This is a genomic window from Pseudoxanthomonas sp., assembly GCF_027498035.1.
Taxonomy (GTDB): Bacteria; Pseudomonadota; Gammaproteobacteria; order Xanthomonadales; family Xanthomonadaceae; genus Pseudoxanthomonas_A.
In genome coordinates this window covers 3,906,357-3,921,505 of record NZ_CP114978.1, presented here as the reverse complement: position 1 = coordinate 3,921,505, position 15,149 = coordinate 3,906,357, and the positions used below count along the sequence as shown (strand labels likewise).

General features: G+C 65.2%; 17 protein-coding genes and 1 pseudogene. 5 read left to right on the top strand and 13 right to left on the bottom strand.

Features of this window, described 5'->3' with window-relative positions; all coding sequences use genetic code 11:
* Positions 1-52: 52 nt before the first annotated feature.
* The 4 genes from O8I58_RS17305 to grxD all read right to left on the bottom strand — a co-directional run bounded on the left by O8I58_RS17305 (position 53) and on the right by grxD (position 4,378).
* Positions 53-2,449: a TonB-dependent receptor gene (locus O8I58_RS17305; protein ID WP_298318862.1), complete on the bottom strand. Its 2,397-nt coding sequence runs from the start codon at positions 2,447-2,449 to the stop codon at positions 53-55.
* A 263-nt stretch (positions 2,450-2,712) separates the two neighbouring features.
* Complete coding sequence (locus O8I58_RS17300; RefSeq protein ID WP_298318859.1) at positions 2,713-3,318, bottom strand: MarC family protein; 606 nt, start codon at positions 3,316-3,318, stop codon at positions 2,713-2,715.
* Positions 3,315-4,061 (bottom strand): SDR family NAD(P)-dependent oxidoreductase, encoded by a 747-nt coding sequence (locus O8I58_RS17295; RefSeq protein WP_298318856.1) that lies wholly within the window; start codon positions 4,059-4,061, stop codon positions 3,315-3,317. The genes O8I58_RS17300 and O8I58_RS17295 overlap by 4 nt, the downstream gene beginning before the upstream one ends.
* Positions 4,058-4,378, bottom strand: a complete 321-nt coding sequence (grxD, locus tag O8I58_RS17290; protein WP_298318854.1) for a Grx4 family monothiol glutaredoxin — start codon at positions 4,376-4,378, stop codon at positions 4,058-4,060. The genes O8I58_RS17295 and grxD overlap by 4 nt, the downstream gene beginning before the upstream one ends.
* 141 nt (positions 4,379-4,519) lie before the next feature.
* On the opposite strand from grxD, the gene O8I58_RS17285 reads away from it, so the two are divergent.
* Positions 4,520-5,098 carry a superoxide dismutase gene (locus O8I58_RS17285; protein WP_298318852.1) on the top strand — a complete coding sequence of 193 codons (579 nt, stop codon included), beginning with the start codon at positions 4,520-4,522 and terminating at the stop codon, positions 5,096-5,098.
* 128 nt (positions 5,099-5,226) lie between these two features.
* Here the strand turns inward: O8I58_RS17285 and O8I58_RS17280 are convergent, their stop codons facing one another.
* Together O8I58_RS17280 and purE are read right to left on the bottom strand one after the other, a co-directional pair.
* Complete coding sequence (locus tag O8I58_RS17280; RefSeq protein ID WP_298318849.1) at positions 5,227-6,375, bottom strand: 5-(carboxyamino)imidazole ribonucleotide synthase; 1,149 nt, start codon at positions 6,373-6,375, stop codon at positions 5,227-5,229.
* On the bottom strand, positions 6,372-6,875 hold the full coding sequence (purE, locus tag O8I58_RS17275; RefSeq protein ID WP_298318846.1) for a 5-(carboxyamino)imidazole ribonucleotide mutase: 504 nt from the start codon (positions 6,873-6,875) through the stop codon (positions 6,372-6,374). Before purE ends, O8I58_RS17280 begins: the two co-directional genes overlap by 4 nt.
* Positions 6,876-6,933: 58 nt before the next feature.
* Here purE and O8I58_RS17270 point away from each other — a divergent pair, with 58 nt between their 5' ends.
* The 4 genes from O8I58_RS17270 (at position 6,934) to O8I58_RS17255 (ending at position 9,596) form a co-directional block, all read left to right on the top strand.
* Positions 6,934-7,200, top strand: a complete 267-nt coding sequence (locus tag O8I58_RS17270) for a Trm112 family protein (RefSeq protein WP_298318843.1) — start codon at positions 6,934-6,936, stop codon at positions 7,198-7,200.
* A 26-nt stretch (positions 7,201-7,226) separates the two neighbouring features.
* A complete protein-coding gene (nadC, locus tag O8I58_RS17265) occupies positions 7,227-8,054 on the top strand; it encodes a carboxylating nicotinate-nucleotide diphosphorylase (protein ID WP_298323131.1) in 828 nt (275 codons plus the stop codon).
* 70 nt (positions 8,055-8,124) lie between these two features.
* Positions 8,125-9,201 carry a DUF2272 domain-containing protein gene (locus O8I58_RS17260; RefSeq protein ID WP_298318838.1) on the top strand — a complete coding sequence of 359 codons (1,077 nt, stop codon included), beginning with the start codon at positions 8,125-8,127 and terminating at the stop codon, positions 9,199-9,201.
* A 65-nt stretch (positions 9,202-9,266) separates the two neighbouring features.
* Complete coding sequence (locus O8I58_RS17255) at positions 9,267-9,596, top strand: DUF3301 domain-containing protein (protein ID WP_298318835.1); 330 nt, start codon at positions 9,267-9,269, stop codon at positions 9,594-9,596.
* Positions 9,597-9,629: 33 nt separating this feature from the next.
* On the opposite strand, the gene O8I58_RS17250 is transcribed toward O8I58_RS17255, so the two are convergent.
* From O8I58_RS17250 to O8I58_RS17220, 7 genes and pseudogenes are all read right to left on the bottom strand, one after another.
* The gene (locus O8I58_RS17250; protein WP_298318832.1) at positions 9,630-9,869 is read right to left on the bottom strand and encodes a hypothetical protein; all 240 of its coding nucleotides are present in this window, start codon (positions 9,867-9,869) and stop codon (positions 9,630-9,632) included.
* 45 nt (positions 9,870-9,914) lie between these two features.
* Positions 9,915-10,359: pseudogene (locus tag O8I58_RS17245) on the bottom strand (ClpXP protease specificity-enhancing factor).
* A gap of 93 nt (positions 10,360-10,452) precedes the next feature.
* Positions 10,453-11,070 (bottom strand): glutathione S-transferase N-terminal domain-containing protein, encoded by a 618-nt coding sequence (locus O8I58_RS17240; protein WP_298318830.1) that lies wholly within the window; start codon positions 11,068-11,070, stop codon positions 10,453-10,455.
* 172 nt (positions 11,071-11,242) lie between these two features.
* The gene (locus O8I58_RS17235; RefSeq protein WP_298318827.1) at positions 11,243-11,989 is read right to left on the bottom strand and encodes a cytochrome c1; all 747 of its coding nucleotides are present in this window, start codon (positions 11,987-11,989) and stop codon (positions 11,243-11,245) included.
* Positions 11,982-13,247 (bottom strand): cytochrome b, encoded by a 1,266-nt coding sequence (locus O8I58_RS17230; protein ID WP_298318824.1) that lies wholly within the window; start codon positions 13,245-13,247, stop codon positions 11,982-11,984. Before O8I58_RS17230 ends, O8I58_RS17235 begins: the two co-directional genes overlap by 8 nt.
* 3 nt (positions 13,248-13,250) lie before the next feature.
* Positions 13,251-13,871 carry a ubiquinol-cytochrome c reductase iron-sulfur subunit gene (petA, locus tag O8I58_RS17225; RefSeq protein WP_298323129.1) on the bottom strand — a complete coding sequence of 207 codons (621 nt, stop codon included), beginning with the start codon at positions 13,869-13,871 and terminating at the stop codon, positions 13,251-13,253.
* A 185-nt stretch (positions 13,872-14,056) separates the two neighbouring features.
* On the bottom strand, positions 14,057-14,950 hold the full coding sequence (locus tag O8I58_RS17220; RefSeq protein ID WP_298318821.1) for a lytic transglycosylase domain-containing protein: 894 nt from the start codon (positions 14,948-14,950) through the stop codon (positions 14,057-14,059).
* Positions 14,951-15,149: the final 199 nt, after the last annotated feature.

The following is a 15,149-nucleotide window of genomic DNA, read 5'->3' as shown; positions in this document are numbered from 1 at the left end:
CCGCTTGAGGAAGCACTGGACGGCTAGGCCGCCCAGCCAGTTTCGCGTTGCTTTAGAACGATCCGCCGATGGTCACCATCGCCGCCCGCCCCTGCAGCACCGAGTAATACGGCGTGCTGCTGTAGAGGTCGGCGTCGTACTGGTCCTGGCCCGAGCTTGCCAGCAGCGCAGTGCTGCTCACCCAGGTGATGGCCTTCTTGTCGGTCAGGTTGGAAATGTTGAGCTTGATCGACGGGTGCTTCAGCCAGCTCCAGTCGGCGAAGGTATAGCCGCTGCTGAAACTGAAGCTGGTGTAGCCCCCGGCCTTTTCGGTGTTCATGTAGTCGGCGTAACGGGCGCCCGAATACTTGCCCTTCAACTGGGCCCAGAAACCATCGGCGTCATAGCTCAGGATCAGGCTGGCCAGGTCCTTCGGCGTGTTGGCCAACTGCTTGCCCTTCATCGGGTAAACGCCGTCGTCACCGGTATCCAGGAATTCACTGCGCACTTCGGCTTCGGTATGCGTGTACGAACCGTAGAGCTTCCAGCTGTCGCTGAACTGGTAGCTGGCCTCGCCGTTGATGCCGCGCATGCGCACGCTGGGGATGGACACGTAAGTCGTCAGCGCCAGGTCGTTGTCGTAGCTGGACATCTGCTTGTTGCTGTAGTCGCTCTGGTACAGCGCCGCCGATGCGCTGAAGGCATCGCCGTAATAGCGCCAACCCAGGTCGTGGGTGACGGCGGTCTCAGGGGCCGGAATGGCCTGGCTGGCACTGGTGTTGAGCGTGATGGAATTGGTGGCCGGAATGCGCATGGTCTTGGCCACGCCGTAATACAGCTGGTTACGGTCATCCAACTGGTACTTCAGGCCAAACGCAGGCAGGAACTTGCTGTAGGTATTGTCGAACTGCAGGCCCAGTTCGCACTTCGCCGTATCCACCGTCGGATCGCAAGCCGCGCCTGTGCTGAGCGTGTCGGCACCCGGCCACTGGTAGTTGTGGCCCTTGCGGGTGGCACGCAGGTAGGACGCACCCAGGGTGACGGTCAGCTGATCGGTCGGGGTCCAGTTATCCTGCAGGAAATACTTCTGCACCAGGGTCTGGGTGTAGGTGCGGTAGGACTGCTGGGTAGAACCATCCGGATAGGTGACGAAGCAGTCGTCCGACTCGGCCCAGACGTCGCAGGCCTCACCGGTGGCCTGATCGACCTTCACGTAGGACTGGTTCTGGCTCTTGCGCGACCGGTCGATCCATACGCCATAGACCAGGTTGTGGTCGGCGCCGATGTCCTGGTTGAACTTGGCCACGATGCCCGGACGAAGCGTGCTGCTGTACGAATAGGCATAGGCAATGCCCGTGTAGTCATCGGCACGGCCAAAGACGTTGCCGTCCAGGGTGGTCGAACTGATGCTCGTGCCGCTGCTGCCGCCGCCCTTGCCCCACCACAGGTACGGCACCACCGACAGGCGCAGGGTGTCGCTGAAGGTGAACTCGCCGTCCATGCTGAACATCAGGCTGGAGTACGGATTGCGACGCAGCTTGTAGTAGTTGGTCGAACCGCTGCCGGTCCAGTCATCCACGTAGTCGTATTCGTAGTCGCTGGCCAGTTGCGCCTTGCTCGCCGTGTTGTACGAGTAGTTCATCTGGCGGTTGTACTGGAACGAGGCACTGATCGAATTGCCCGGGCTGATGTCCCAGACCGACTTGCCGTCGACCTTGTTCACCGTCATGTCGCCCTTGCCCTTCCACTTGTCCGACGTGTTGCGGGAAAAGGACAGCCAGGAGCGCACCGGGCCGGTGTCGCCGGTATTGAAGCGCGCAAAGCTGCGCTGGTAGTTGTTGCTGCCGAAGCTCTGGGTGAAATCCACGCCGGCTTCGTGCGAAGGATCGATCGAGGACCAGGCGATCTGGCCGCCAGTGGCGCCCATCTCGGGCTGATCGACATTCGGCGTGCCCTGGGTCACGGTGATGTCGTTGTAGTTCTCGGCATCGCCATATTCGGTGGCGTAGACCGAGTAGCTGCCACTGTCGGTGATCGGCGCGCCGTTGACAGTGATGCCGATGCTGGACGAGTCGAAGCCACGCAGGCTGTAGTTGCCGTTGGCCAGGCCGGTGACATCGCTGGTGGAGGCATCGATGCCCGGGATAGAGTCGATCAACTGGGTGAAGTTGCTGCCGCCGCCGGCCTTCTCGATCGCCTCGCGGGTGACGGTGGAAATCGACTTGGCCGCGGTCTGCACGGTCATGTTGCCGCCGCCCAGGATGTAGGCATCACGCGAGCCTGTGACCTTGACCTTGTCCAGGTCGCGGGTGCGCTTGGTGTCGTAGGCAGACGTCGTGTTGGACGTGCTGGATGCGGTGACACGTTCCTGGCTGGTGGTGTCGGTGGCGTCCTGCGCATAGGCATTGACGCTGATGACCGAGGCCAGCGCGAGGCTGAGCGCGGAAACGCGGAACTGTTTGGGCTGCATGTACGTGTGGCTCTCTTCGAATGGGAAGGTCGCCGGGCCCGCACTGACACGCACCGGCAAGAATCCATCCGGGGCACGCACGGTCTCCGCGGAAAGCCCGGGACTTGGCGCGCACCTTAAAAAGCGTCTTTTGCACCGCTTTGTCGTCAGGTTTTACAAAACCTTAAGTAATTGACATCAATCGGCAAAAAAAATGTCCGCCACTGTCATTGAGTCGCAACATCTCGCACGCACTGCCGCATGGCCGTCATGGAGCGGACCGGTCAGATCCCGTGCGGCGGCAGCGCTGCCAGATACGTGCCCACGCCGTCGAGCAGCATCTGCACCGAGATAGCCACCAGCAACATGCCCATCAGGCGCTCGACCGCGGTCAACGCGCGCATGCCCAGCCACCGGTAGACCAGGGTGGCCGAAAACAGGATCGTCGCCGTCCCCAGCCAGGCGATCCCCAGGGCCAGGCTCCAGCCGAGCAGCCGTTCGGGTTCGTTGCTGCCCATCAGCATCACCGCCGCCATGCCCGACGGGCCGGCCACCAGCGGGATGGCCAGCGGCACGATGAACGGCTCGCCGCCGGGGATCTCGCCCATCAGCCCTTCGGGCTTGGGGAAAATCATGCGGATGCCGATCAGGAACAGCACGATGCCGCCGGCGATCTGCACCGACTCCTGGCGCAGGTGCATCCACTCCAGGAAGTATTTTCCGCCCCACAGGAACCCCATCAGCACGCCGAGTGCGATCAGCAGTTCGCGCAGCAGCACGATGCGCTGGCGCTTGGGCGGCAGCGGCCGCAGCACCGACAGGAACACCGGGATGTTGCCCAGCGGGTCCAGGATGAGGAACAGCAGCAGCGCTGCGGACAGGATGGTCATGCGTTGGGGTTCCAGACCTGCCCACGCCGCGGCGCTCCGGCAGGCGACAGCAGGGTGATGCAATGGTTTGCGTAATCGCTGGCATCGGCCAGGGTGGGATCGTTGTCTTCGGCGTAGGCGCGCGCGCGCAGCGTGGTACGCATCGGCCCGGGTTGCAGCGCGCTGACCCGCACCGGGGTGCCGGCCAGTTCGGCGTGCAGCATGTGCACCAACGCCTGCAGGCCGTGCTGGGCGACGCCATAGCCACCCCAATAAGCCTGACTGACACGCTGCACATCATCCAGCGCGAACACCAACGCAGCATCGTCGGCCGCCCGCAACAGCGGCAGGCAGGCTTGGCTCAGCCACCAGGCAGCGGTGAGGTTGACATGGATGGCGCGGGCGAACGTCGCCGGATCGGTGTACTCCAACGGGGTCAGGCCGCGGAATTCGGCCGCGCAATGCAGCACGCCATCCAGGCGGCCCAGTTCGGAAGCGACGCGCTGGGCCAACTCGGCGTAGTCGTCCGGCGCCGCGCCTTCCAGGTCCAGTGGATACAGCAGCGGCTCGGGACCGACCTGCGCGCAGGCATCGTAGACACGATTGAGCTTGGCCGGCCGCCGGCCCAGCAGCACAACGGTGGCGCCGGCCTGCGCACAGGCGCGGGCGCTGGCTTCACCCAGTCCGCCATGTGCGCCACTGACCAGGACCACGCGTCCGGCCAGCTCCTGTGCCCGACGCGTGGGAACCTGGAGCAGGCTCACTGCGGCAGGGCCTCGGCCACGATCCGGGCCAGCTCACCCGATTCGTGCAATTCCAGGGTGATGTCGCAACCGCCGATCAGTTCGCCGTGGATGAACAACTGCGGGAAGGTCGGCCAGTTGGAGAAGCGCGGCAGGTTGGCGCGGATTTCCGGCTCTTCCAGCACGTTGATCGCACGCAGCTGGACTGCGCCAGCAGACAGCAGCGCCTGTACGGCCTGGCTGGAATAGCCGCACATGGGGAACTCCGGCGTGCCCTTCATGAAGAGCACCATCGGATGGCTGTCCAGCTCCGCCTGGATACGTTCCAGCACCGGCATGTTGCGTTCTCCTGCTTTGACGGCATGCAAACCGTCGTCGAGTAAACTTCCGGCGCTATCCATCGCCGCGGTCACTGCGCAATTGTAAGCCCTGCGCACCATCGTCGACATTGCACCCACGCCAAGCCCTAAGGAATCGCCATGGCCATCGAACTGCCCGCCCTGCCCTACGACCGCACCGCCCTTGAGCCGCACATCTCCGGCGAGACCATCGATTTCCACTACGGCAAGCATCACAAGACCTACGTGGACAACCTCAACAAGCTGATCGAGGGCACCGAGTTCGCCGGGCTGCCGCTGGAAGAGATCATCAAGAAGTCCCAGGGCGGCATCTTCAACAACGCCGCCCAGATCTGGAACCACACGTTCTACTGGAACGGCCTGTCGCCCAAGGGCGGCGGCGCACCGACCGGCAAGCTGGCCGAGCTGATCAACGCCGCTTTCGGCGATTTCGAGAAGTTCAAGGAAGAGTTCACCAAGACCGCCATCGGCACCTTCGGGTCCGGCTGGGGCTGGCTGGTGCAGAAGAAGGACGGCAGCCTGGGCCTGGTGAGCACCTCCAACGCCGCCACCCCGCTGACCGGCGAAGACACCCCGCTGCTGACCGTCGACGTGTGGGAACACGCCTACTACATCGACTACCGCAACGCCCGCCCGAAGTACGTCGAGTCCTTCTGGGCGCTGGTCAACTGGGATTTCGTCGCCAAGAACCTGGCCTGATCCTCCAGCGATGCGCTTCAAGGAAAGGCCGGGGAAACCCGGCCTTTCTTGCGGGAGCGCCACTGTCTTTCATGCGGCATGGCGCCTGTAGCGCGTGACTCAAGTCACCCAGAGTCGAGCGCCAGCCTTCAACCTTCGGCCAACCGCGCGATCACCGGCTGCACCTGCGCCTGGCGCGACAGTGCATCACCCACGCTCGACAACGCCTGCGACAGTGCGACCGCATCATCGGCGCGCAGGGTGGCGTGGCCAACCTTGCGACCAGCGCGCGCGGACTTGCCATAGTCGTGCCAGTGGCCGCCGGCCAGCGCCAGCACCGCATTGGCGTCGGGCATTTCGCCCAACCAGTTGAGCATGCAGGCCACGCCACGCATGGCCGGCTCGCCCAGCGGCAGGCCGAGCACGGCCCGCAGGTGCGCTTCGAACTGCGAGACTTCCGTGCCTTCGATGGTCCAGTGGCCTGAGTTGTGCACGCGCGGCGCCATCTCGTTGGCCAGCAACGTCTCGCCGCGGCAGAACAGTTCCAGCGCGAATACGCCGACATAGCCGGTCGCTTCTGCAACGCGCCTGGCGTAATCGACCGCCTGCACCTGCATGGCCTCGGACACACGCGTGGCCGGCGCCAGGCTGGCCGAGAGCACGCCGTCGACATGCCAGTTCTCGGTCAGCGGGAACGCCTTGAACTCGCCATCGCGGCCGCGCACCGCGACCACTGACACCTCGCGGTCGAACGCGACGAAGCCCTCGACGATCAACCCAACCGTGCCGGCCTGCGCACCCAATGCCTCCCATGCGGCATCGGTGTCTGCGAGCGACTTGATCCGGAACTGGCCCTTGCCGTCATAGCCGAAGCGGCGGGTCTTGATGATGCAGGGCGTGCCGATCTCAGCCAGCGCCGCGTCCAGGCCTTCGCGCGAATCGACCGCAGCGAACGCCGGTACGGGAATGCCCAGCTCACGGAACAGCGTTTTTTCCGACAGCCGATCCTGCGCCACGGCCAACGCCTGCGGGTTCGGATAGACCGGCACGCGTTCGACCAGCCACTGCGCACTGCTCGCAGGGACGTTCTCGAAATCGAACGTGACCACATCGACCTTCGAGGCGAACGCCTCCAGCGCGGCTTCGTCATCGAACCCACCGACCTGCAGCGGCGCGCACTGGCCCGCGCAGGATTCAGCCGATGGATCCAGCACCAGGAAACGCAGCCCCAGCGGCACGCCCGCCAGCGCCAACATGCGGGCCAGCTGCCCGCCGCCGAGGATGCCAACCGTGGTCATAGACGCGGGTCGTCCTTGTCCATCACGTCCTGGGTCTGCCTGGCGCGGAAGGCGTCCAGCGCTGCGGCGATCGTGGCGTCTTCTGGACCCAGCATCGCCGCGGCAAACAGCGCGGCATTGGCGGCGCCAGCATTGCCGATGGCGAAGGTCGCCACGGGGATGCCGGCCGGCATCTGCACGATCGACAGCAGCGAATCCATGCCGTTGAGCGCCTTGGACTGCACCGGCACGCCCAGCACCGGCACCGCGGTCTTGGCGGCGATCATGCCCGGCAGGTGGGCGGCACCGCCGGCACCGGCGATGATCGCGCGCAGGCCACGGCCCGCGGCTTCCTCCGCATACGAAAACAACACGTCCGGAGTGCGATGGGCCGAAACGACCTTCACTTCGTAGGCGACGCCCAAGGCGTCGAGCTTCTGCGCGGCGTGCTGCATGGTCTCCCAGTCCGAACGGGAGCCCATCACGATGCCGACGCGCGGCGCTGCGGGGTTGGCGGTCATTGGCCGTCCACGGCTACAAAACGATATTCTAGCGGTCTTGATCGCCAACGGACCTTTCATGGACCGCAAACTGCTCGACATCCTGTGCTGCCCCGTCTCGCGCCAGCCGCTGGGACCGCTGGAGGCACGCGGCCTGGAATCGCTCAACCGCGCCATCGCCGCCGGCACCCTCAAGCGCGTGGACGACACCGCCCAGGCCGAGCCCTTGAAAGAAGCGCTGGTCACCCGCGACCGCAAGATCGTGTACCGCGTCGAAGACGGCATCCCGGTGCTGCTGCCGGAAGAAGGCATCGCCACGGTGCAGGTCGCCGACTTCCCGGCGTGACCGCCGCCGCGCCGTTTCCGCCGCCGATGGCGGTGATCCAGGACGACGTCCGGCGCGCCCTGGCCGAGGACATCGGCAGCGGTGATGTGAGTTCGGCCCTGCTGCCGGACATCGCCGATACGGCCTACCTGCTGTGCAAACAGGATGCGGTAGTGTGTGGACGGCCGTGGTTCGATGCCTGCCACCAGGCGCTGGACCCACGGGTGGCGATCGACTGGCGCGTGGTCGAAGGCCAGCACGTCAAAGCCGGCACGGTCCTGGCCACCCTGGCCGGCCGCGCCCGCACCCTGGTCAGTGCCGAGCGCACCTCGCTCAACTTCATGCAGACCCTGAGCGGCACGGCCACCATTACCGCCGCCTACGTCGAAGCCGTGCGCGGCACCGGCACGCGCATCCTGGATACCCGCAAGACCCTGCCCGGCCTGCGCCTGGCGCAGAAGTACGCCGTGCGCTGCGGCGGCGGCGATAACCATCGCATCGGCCTGTTCGACATGGTCATGCTGAAGGAAAACCACGTCCGCGCCGCCGGTGGCACCGCTGCCGCCATGCAGGCCGCCCGCACGATGCATCCGCAGCTGCCACTGGTGGTGGAAGTGGAAACCCTGGACGAGCTGCGCGTGGCCCTGGCACACGACTGCACCCGGATCATGATCGACAACTTCGGCCCAGCCATGCGCCGCGAGGCCGTACGCATCGCCGCCGGCCGCGTGCCGCTGGAAGTCTCGGGCATGGTCGACCTGTCCACCGTCCGCGCCGTGGCCGAAGACGGCGTGGACTGCATCTCCATCGGCGCCCTGACCAAGCACGTGCAGGCGATCGACCTGTCCTTGAAGCTGGGCACGCCACCGACCTGATTTCACGGCCCGTGGCCGTGACCTCTGCCAGCGTGCGTACTGTCCTTGCCCCCGACAGGAACACGCATCAATGCCCAACCACCGGCTGTGCGCCCTTGTCCTGGTGTTGTCCAGCCTGGCCGTCAAAGCGCAGGCCATTGAAGTCTGCGATGCCCCGCCGCGCTTCGGCCTGAGTCCGGCCGCCATCGCCATCACCCGCGCGGCCTGCGAAGAGCACCGGCAGTGGATGCAGCCCTTCATCGACCGCAACGGCCGCCTGGCCAGCCTGCGCGTGACCGAAGCCGAAAGCGGCTACCTGGCCGACCACGGCATCGTCGCCTGGCAACGCGTGGCGATGTACTGGCGCGACAGCGGCACCCTGGCAATGATCGGCGACGAACCCGGCGCGAGCAGCTGCCTGGCCCTGCCCGGCAACCGCTACACCGACAGCGACTGCCGTGCCTTCATCGTCGATACGCCGTGGTCGGCCGCGTTCGTGTCATGGGTGATGACCAGGGCCGGGATTGCCGGCTTCCGGCGGTCGCCGCGCCATATCGACTACATCCGCGCCGCCTGGCACGACGGCGCCAGCGGCGGCCCGTACCGCTACGCCGACCCCGCCGTGGAAAAGCCGGCGCCCGGCGACTTGCTGTGCTACATCCGCAACCGCAACCAGGTGCTGGGCTACGCCGGATTGGCCGCGACACTTGACGGGAAAGGCAGTGCCCCCAGCGAGTCGCACTGCGACATCGTGGTCGCCGCCAATGTCGGCGGCGACCGCACCCTGCACCTGATCGGCGGCAACGTGCTCAATGCCGTGACCATGCGCCAGCTGGAACTGGACCGCAGCGGCCATGTGATCCTGCCGGTTCCGCAGGCCACGGCCGAAGACGACATGGGCGAGGCCAGCGGTCCCGGCCGCGAATGCACGCCATCCCAGCAGGATCAGTGCAACTTCAACCGCCAGGACTGGGCTGTATTGCTGAAACTGCAGGCGCAGCAAGTCATGCCACCGTTTCCGGCCGTCCCGCCTGCACCGCTAGCGGGCGCACCGGTTCCAGGATTGCCACCGGCACCGGCACCCGTCACGCCACTGCCCAACGCGCCCATACCATCGCCGGCAGCAGAGCCCGTTCAGACTGTCCCGCCCGTGACCTCGCCCCGCTGAGCCCTTGAAAATGGCGCGGCGATCCACGACTGCCCACGCGCAACCAGAGCCGCTACAGTCACGACATGACTCCGATCCTGCTCCTGATTGCCGGCGCCGCCATCTTCTTCTGGTGGAACGCCGCCCGCGCGGCAGCTGAGCGCGCCACCCAGGTCGGGCGCAACGCCTGCGCGGCGGCCGACGTGATCTGGCTGGACCAGAGCGTGCAGGCTTCCGGGGTGCGCCTGCGCCGCGACGACGACGGCAAGATGGGCCTGGAGCGCAGCTTCCGCTTCGATTACTCCTACGACGGGATCGAACGCCACACCGGCAAGCTGGTCCTGCACGGCGACCGGCTGGTGTCGTTCGCCGGCCCGACCCGCGCCAGCGAAACCGTCCCGCTCCAACTGCATTGACCGGGTTTCCAGCACCCAGGCGCCTGGTCAGGCTCAGCGTTCGCCCTGTGGCTCGCCCTTGAGCAGGCAGACGACGATCAGCAGCATCGTGACCGCGCCGACACTTCCGTAAAACATCAACGGATGGACATGTGGCCGTAGCCATATTCCGGCGCTGACCACCGCCGCGAAATACAGGGCCAGCACCAGCCAACCCTGCCAGGCCACCGGTAATCCCCAGCCCCAGCCGTAACGTTTGGCCGGAAACCAGTACGCATCGCGCTCATCGGGCATGGACGACTCCTTTGGTCGGCTGCTGCCACGTTTCCGGCGGAGGAGCTACTTCACCACGCGCAGGTGCGGGCGCTTGGATGGCGGCGGTGCCGGCTCATCGGGCGTCGGCGCATCGGGCGATGGTGGTTCGTGATCGTCCTGCGGGCCGGCGCCGGTACCGATGTCGTCCGGCAGTGCCATGCCCTGCCCGGTTTCGCGGGCGTAGATGGCCAGCACGGCCGAGATCGGCACGTTAACCGGGTAGCTCACCCCGCCGAAACGGGCACTGAAACTCACCGTGAGGTTGTCGATCACCAGATGCGCGACGGCGCGGGTGGCGATGTTCAACACCACGCGGCCTTCCTTCACCGCACTGGAGGGCACCTGCACGCCGGCCTGGGTGGCATCCACCAGCAGGTGCGGGGTCATGTCGTTGTCGGCGATCCACTCGGCCAGCGCCCGCAACAGGTACGGGACGATGGCTGGTCATCTGTGCTGCATCTTCACTCATGCCACCAGTCTAACCGGCCAGCGCGTTTGCCGGCCGTGCTTTTACTGAAGATGCGTGCCGCGAAGTCGCCCGTGCCGCTGGCGCGGCCGGGGCTCAGACCGGCAGGTCGCGCAGTTTCTTTTCCTGGTCGGTCAGGCTGCGGACGAAGCCCGGATTGCGGAAGATCCGGTTGCCGTAGTCTTCGATCGCCTTGCCGTCCTTGGGCAGGCCCACGTCCAGCGACTTCAGGCGCCAGATGATCGGGGCCATCGCGCAGTCAGCCAGGCTCATTTCGGGATTCAGGAAGAACTTGCTGGCCTTGAACAGCGGCACCGAAGCAGTGAGCAGTTCCTTCAGGCGCTTGCGGCCGGCGTCGGCCTGGGCCTTGTTGCCCAGCTGGATCGCCTGGACCTGCGGCACCCAGTCCACTTCGATCCGCAGCATCGCCAGGCGCAGGCGCGCACGGGACAGCGGATCGACCGGCATCAGCGGCGGGTGCGGATAGCGCTCGTCCAGGTACTCGCTGACGACCGAAGCGGCGTACAGGGTCAGCTCGCGCTCCACCAGCGTGGGCACAGAGTGATACGGATTGAGATCGATCAGGTCTTCCGGGGGATTCTGTGGATCCACAGGCACCAGGTCAAAACTGACGCCTTTGGCAGCGAGCACCAACCGCACGCGGTGGCACAACACATCGTCAACGGAAGAGAACAGCGTCAGGGTGTTTCGCATGCGGGCACTCGTCACCTTTCAGGACTGATCCAGCAACCGGGATCCTCCGGCTGCGCCAACCAACACAGGCCTCTTGCCTGGTCGCCGCGGCTGGATGCACCAGACCACGGCGGCGAAATGAACATAGCAGTTGGCCGCCGATTTGCGCACCCCTGCCGACGGTCATATTGCTTCAGTGCACGTCCTTCCAGAATTCCTTCTTCAACAGGAAGGCCAGGAAGGTCAGCGCGGCCAGGAACAGCACCACCCACACGCCCATGCTCTGGCGCTTCAGGGCGGCAGGCTCGCCGGCGTATTCGAGGAAATTGGTGATGTCGCGCACCGAGCGGTCGAATTCGGCAGGGCTCTCGGTGCCAGGCGTCGCCAGCTTCAACGCCTCGACCGGCCTGTCCTTGGTGGCCGGGTCCGGCGGGCCGTATTCGGCGTGCTGCAGGCCCTGCAGTTCCCACAGCGGATTGGGCATGGAGGCGTTGGGGAACAGCTTGTTGTTCCAGCCCAGCGGACGCGACTCGTCCAGGTAGAACGACTTCAGGTACGTGTAGACCCAGTCCGGGCCACGCACCCGCGCGATCAGGCTCAGGTCGGGCGGCATCTTGCCGAACCATTTGGTCGCCGGGTCATGCGGCATCGCCACCTGGATCTGCTCACCGACGGCCGCGCCGGTGAAATTCAGATTGGCCATGACGTCGTCTTCGCTCAAGCCCAGGTCTTCGGCCATGCGCGAATAGCGCAGGTACTTGAGCGAGTGGCAACCCGAGCAATAGCCCATGAACAGCTTGGCGCCACGCTGCAGCGAGGCCTTGTCCGACAGGTCGTTGCCGGCCTGCAGGGTCGCACCACCTTCGGCCGCGTAGACCGACACACTCAGCAGCAGGCCGGCGGCGAAGGCCGCCAATCGGGAAAACGGGCGCTTAGTCATGCGTGCTCACCCGCTCGGGCACCGGCTTGGTGCGTTCAAGTCCGAAGAACGTATAGACCCACAGGAAGATGAAGAACCCGAAGTAGCACACGGTCAGCACGCGGCCGATATAGGTTTCCATCAGGTCGGTGCCGGGACCGGAACCGATCTTGCCCAGGTAGATGAAGCTGAAGGCGAAGATGCCCAGCGCGATCTTGTAGCCCAGCCCGCGGAACTTGATCGAACGCACCTTGCCGCGATCCAGCCAGGGCACGGTGAACAGCACCGCGATGGCCGAAAACATCACCAGCACGCCGCCCAGCTTGTTCGGCACCACCCGCAACATCGCGTAGTACGGCGTGTAGTACCAGACCGGCTTGATGTGTTCCGGCGTCACCAGGCGATTGGCCTCGGTGAAGTTGTCGTGTTCCAGGAACAGGCCACCGAAGGCCGGTGCGAAGAAGATGATGAAGGCACCGATCATCAGCAGGAAGCCCACGCCCACCAGGTCCTTGACCGTGTAGTACGGATGGAACGGGATGGTGTCGATCGGCGCGGTCTTGCTCCAGCGATTGCCCTTCGGGCCATGCTTGGTGTCCACGCCCTCGGGGTTGTTGGAACCGACTTCATGCAGCGCACCCAGGTGCAGCACCACCAGCAACAGCAGCACCAGCGGCAATGCGATCACATGCAGGGCGAAGAAGCGGTTGAGCGTGGCGTCAGAGGGCAGGTAGTCGCCCATGATCCATTCGGTCAGCCCCTGCCCGATCACCGGGATCGCGCCGAACAGCGAGATGATCACCTTGGCGCCCCAGAACGACATCTGGCCCCAGGGCAGCACGTAGCCCATGAAGGCTTCGGCCATCAGCACCAGGTAGATCAGCATGCCCAGGATCCACACCAGCTCGCGTGGCTTCTGGTAGCTGCCGTACATCAGGCCGCGGAACATGTGCAGGTAGACCACGATGAAGAACAGCGAGGCACCGGTGCTGTGCATGTAGCGGATCAGCCAGCCCCACTCGACGTCGCGCATGATGTACTCGACCGAAGCAAAGGCCTCGGCCGCGCTGGTCTTGTAGTTCATCGTCAGGAAGATGCCGGTGACGATCTGGTTGACCAGGATCAACAGGGCCAACGAGCCCATGTAGTACCAGAAGTTGAAATTCTTCGGCGCGTAGTACTCGCTCATGTGCTTGCGGTAAACGGGCATCAGCCCGGGCGCGCGCTCGTTGAGCCAGTCCCAGGCGCCGCTGGCCGTACGGGTGATCAGGTTCGCCATGGGTCAGGACACTCCCTGCGGATCGACGCCGATGATGATGGTGTTGTCGTCCTGGTAATGGTGCGGCGGCACCAGCAGGTTGATCGGCGCCGGCACGCCCTGGAACACCCGCCCGGACATGTCGAAGCGCGACTTGTGACAAGGGCAGAAATAGCCCCCCTTCCACTCCGGGTCGAACGGTTCGGGCCGGATCTCGGCGATGATTTCCGGCGAGCAACCCAGGTGCGTGCACAGGCCGACCAGGACCGAGATTTCCGGCTTGATCGCGCGGTACTCCGGGTTGCCCTTCAGCACATAGGCCGGCTGCTGGTCCTTGTTCTCGCACTGGGGGTCGCGCAGGCGACCGTCCAGGCTGGGCAGTGCGTCGAGAATGGCCTTGGAGCGCTTGACCACCCAGATCGGCTGGCCGCGCCATTCCAACACCATCCGCTGGCCTTCCTGTAATCCCGTGATATCCGCGGTCACCGGCGCACCTGCCAATTTGGCACGGGTACTGGGGTTCCAGGATTTGATGAACGGGACGGCCAGGAAGCCTGCACCCACGGCACCGACAACTGCGGTGGTGGCCGTCAGGAACCGGCGGCGCCCCGCATCCACGGGCATTGTGACCTCGTCATTGGCCATCCGTAACTCCGCGAGAACGTCTAAAGGTAGCTGTTTGGCTGCCGGATGGAGCCCGCGGACGGGCTTCATCTGTAGAGCGCGGCCGAGTCTAACTGAATAAAATTTTTCGCCACAACAATCCCTTTTCGATCAATTAGTTGCAGATTGATCGAACGTCAAATTATGTATTGCAACGCAGCATCCGTTCAGCGCGCGCCGACCGTTCCGACATTGGCGCGGTAGCGCTCGGCCAGCACGCCGACCCGCTGCACGTAGCGCTGGGTTTCCGCATACGGCGGCACGCCGCCGTTACGGTCCACGGCGCCCTCGCCCGCGTTGTAACCGGCGGCGGCCAGGGTCAGGTTGCCCTGGTAACGTTTGAGCAGGAAGGCCAGGTACTGCACGCCGCCACGGATGTTCTGGGCGGCGTCGTAGGCATCGGCGACGCCGAACCGGCGTGCGGTCGCCGGCATCAGCTGCATCAGGCCCATCGCTCCGGCATGCGACAGCGCAACCGGGTTGAACGAGGACTCGGCATGGATGATGGCGCGCACGATGGCCTCTTCCACTCCGAATTCGCGGGCGGCAGAGGCGATCTCGCTTTCGTAGGCGATGGCGTTCAGACGCACCGCGCCGAAGTTGAGGTTCAGATTACCGCAGGCATAGCAGGTTTCGATATAGCTGTACTTGATGGTGCGGACACTGGCCACATCCGTGCCACGCGGACGCACGCTGGTGTAGTTGCGCACGCCATCCTTGACGAAGGAATAGACCTGGCCACTCACCACGCGCCGCGGCGCACTGGCCGTGGCGGGCCTGGACGTAGGCACGACTGCCGGCGCAATCGTGGCAGACGGTGCTTTTTCAGCAGGTACGACGGTGGGCGCCGACGCCACGGCTGGCGCAACGACCGGAAGCGCCACGTGCCGCGAGGCTTGCGGTGTGTACTGGCTGACCACCGTGCAGGTCGATCCAGCGACACGCTTGCTCACATAGGCGGTGACGCCATCGGCAGCGACGCACTTGTACAGCGTGCCCGCGCTGGCCGGCAGTGCGGCCAGCGTTGCGGCGAACATCCCCAGTCGCAGCAGCCCCTTCATCGGGCGAAGTGTCCCAGCTTGCCAATGGCTTAACAAGCGTCCTCAGGGCCATGCCGGCATGCGCCGGAGCCGCTGTCACGCCGGGTTTGCTCGGCGGGGCCGTCCCGGCGATCTGGCCGAAAGCAGCAACGTAGCCCGGGTAAGCGAAGCGCACCCGGGGCTCTCCCGCCAGCATCGATAGACCGTCCCGACAGGCGTC

Coding starts and splice junctions, on each gene's coding strand:
- O8I58_RS17305 (WP_298318862.1), bottom strand. CDS start 2,449: ATGCAGCCCAAACAGTTCCGCGTTTCCGCGCTCAGCCTCGCGCTGGCC.
- O8I58_RS17300 (WP_298318859.1), bottom strand. CDS start 3,318: ATGACCATCCTGTCCGCAGCGCTGCTGCTGTTCCTCATCCTGGACCCG.
- grxD (WP_298318854.1), bottom strand. CDS start 4,378: ATGCCGGTGCTGGAACGTATCCAGGCGGAGCTGGACAGCCATCCGATG.
- O8I58_RS17285 (WP_298318852.1), top strand. CDS start 4,520: ATGGCCATCGAACTGCCCGCCCTGCCCTACGACCGCACCGCCCTTGAG.
- O8I58_RS17280 (WP_298318849.1), bottom strand. CDS start 6,375: ATGACCACGGTTGGCATCCTCGGCGGCGGGCAGCTGGCCCGCATGTTG.
- purE (WP_298318846.1), bottom strand. CDS start 6,875: ATGACCGCCAACCCCGCAGCGCCGCGCGTCGGCATCGTGATGGGCTCC.
- O8I58_RS17270 (WP_298318843.1), top strand. CDS start 6,934: ATGGACCGCAAACTGCTCGACATCCTGTGCTGCCCCGTCTCGCGCCAG.
- nadC (WP_298323131.1), top strand. CDS start 7,227: ATGGCGGTGATCCAGGACGACGTCCGGCGCGCCCTGGCCGAGGACATC.
- O8I58_RS17260 (WP_298318838.1), top strand. CDS start 8,125: ATGCCCAACCACCGGCTGTGCGCCCTTGTCCTGGTGTTGTCCAGCCTG.
- O8I58_RS17255 (WP_298318835.1), top strand. CDS start 9,267: ATGACTCCGATCCTGCTCCTGATTGCCGGCGCCGCCATCTTCTTCTGG.
- O8I58_RS17250 (WP_298318832.1), bottom strand. CDS start 9,869: ATGCCCGATGAGCGCGATGCGTACTGGTTTCCGGCCAAACGTTACGGC.
- O8I58_RS17240 (WP_298318830.1), bottom strand. CDS start 11,070: ATGCGAAACACCCTGACGCTGTTCTCTTCCGTTGACGATGTGTTGTGC.
- O8I58_RS17235 (WP_298318827.1), bottom strand. CDS start 11,989: ATGACTAAGCGCCCGTTTTCCCGATTGGCGGCCTTCGCCGCCGGCCTG.
- O8I58_RS17230 (WP_298318824.1), bottom strand. CDS start 13,247: ATGGCGAACCTGATCACCCGTACGGCCAGCGGCGCCTGGGACTGGCTC.
- petA (WP_298323129.1), bottom strand. CDS start 13,871: ATGGCCAATGACGAGGTCACAATGCCCGTGGATGCGGGGCGCCGCCGG.
- O8I58_RS17220 (WP_298318821.1), bottom strand. CDS start 14,950: ATGAAGGGGCTGCTGCGACTGGGGATGTTCGCCGCAACGCTGGCCGCA.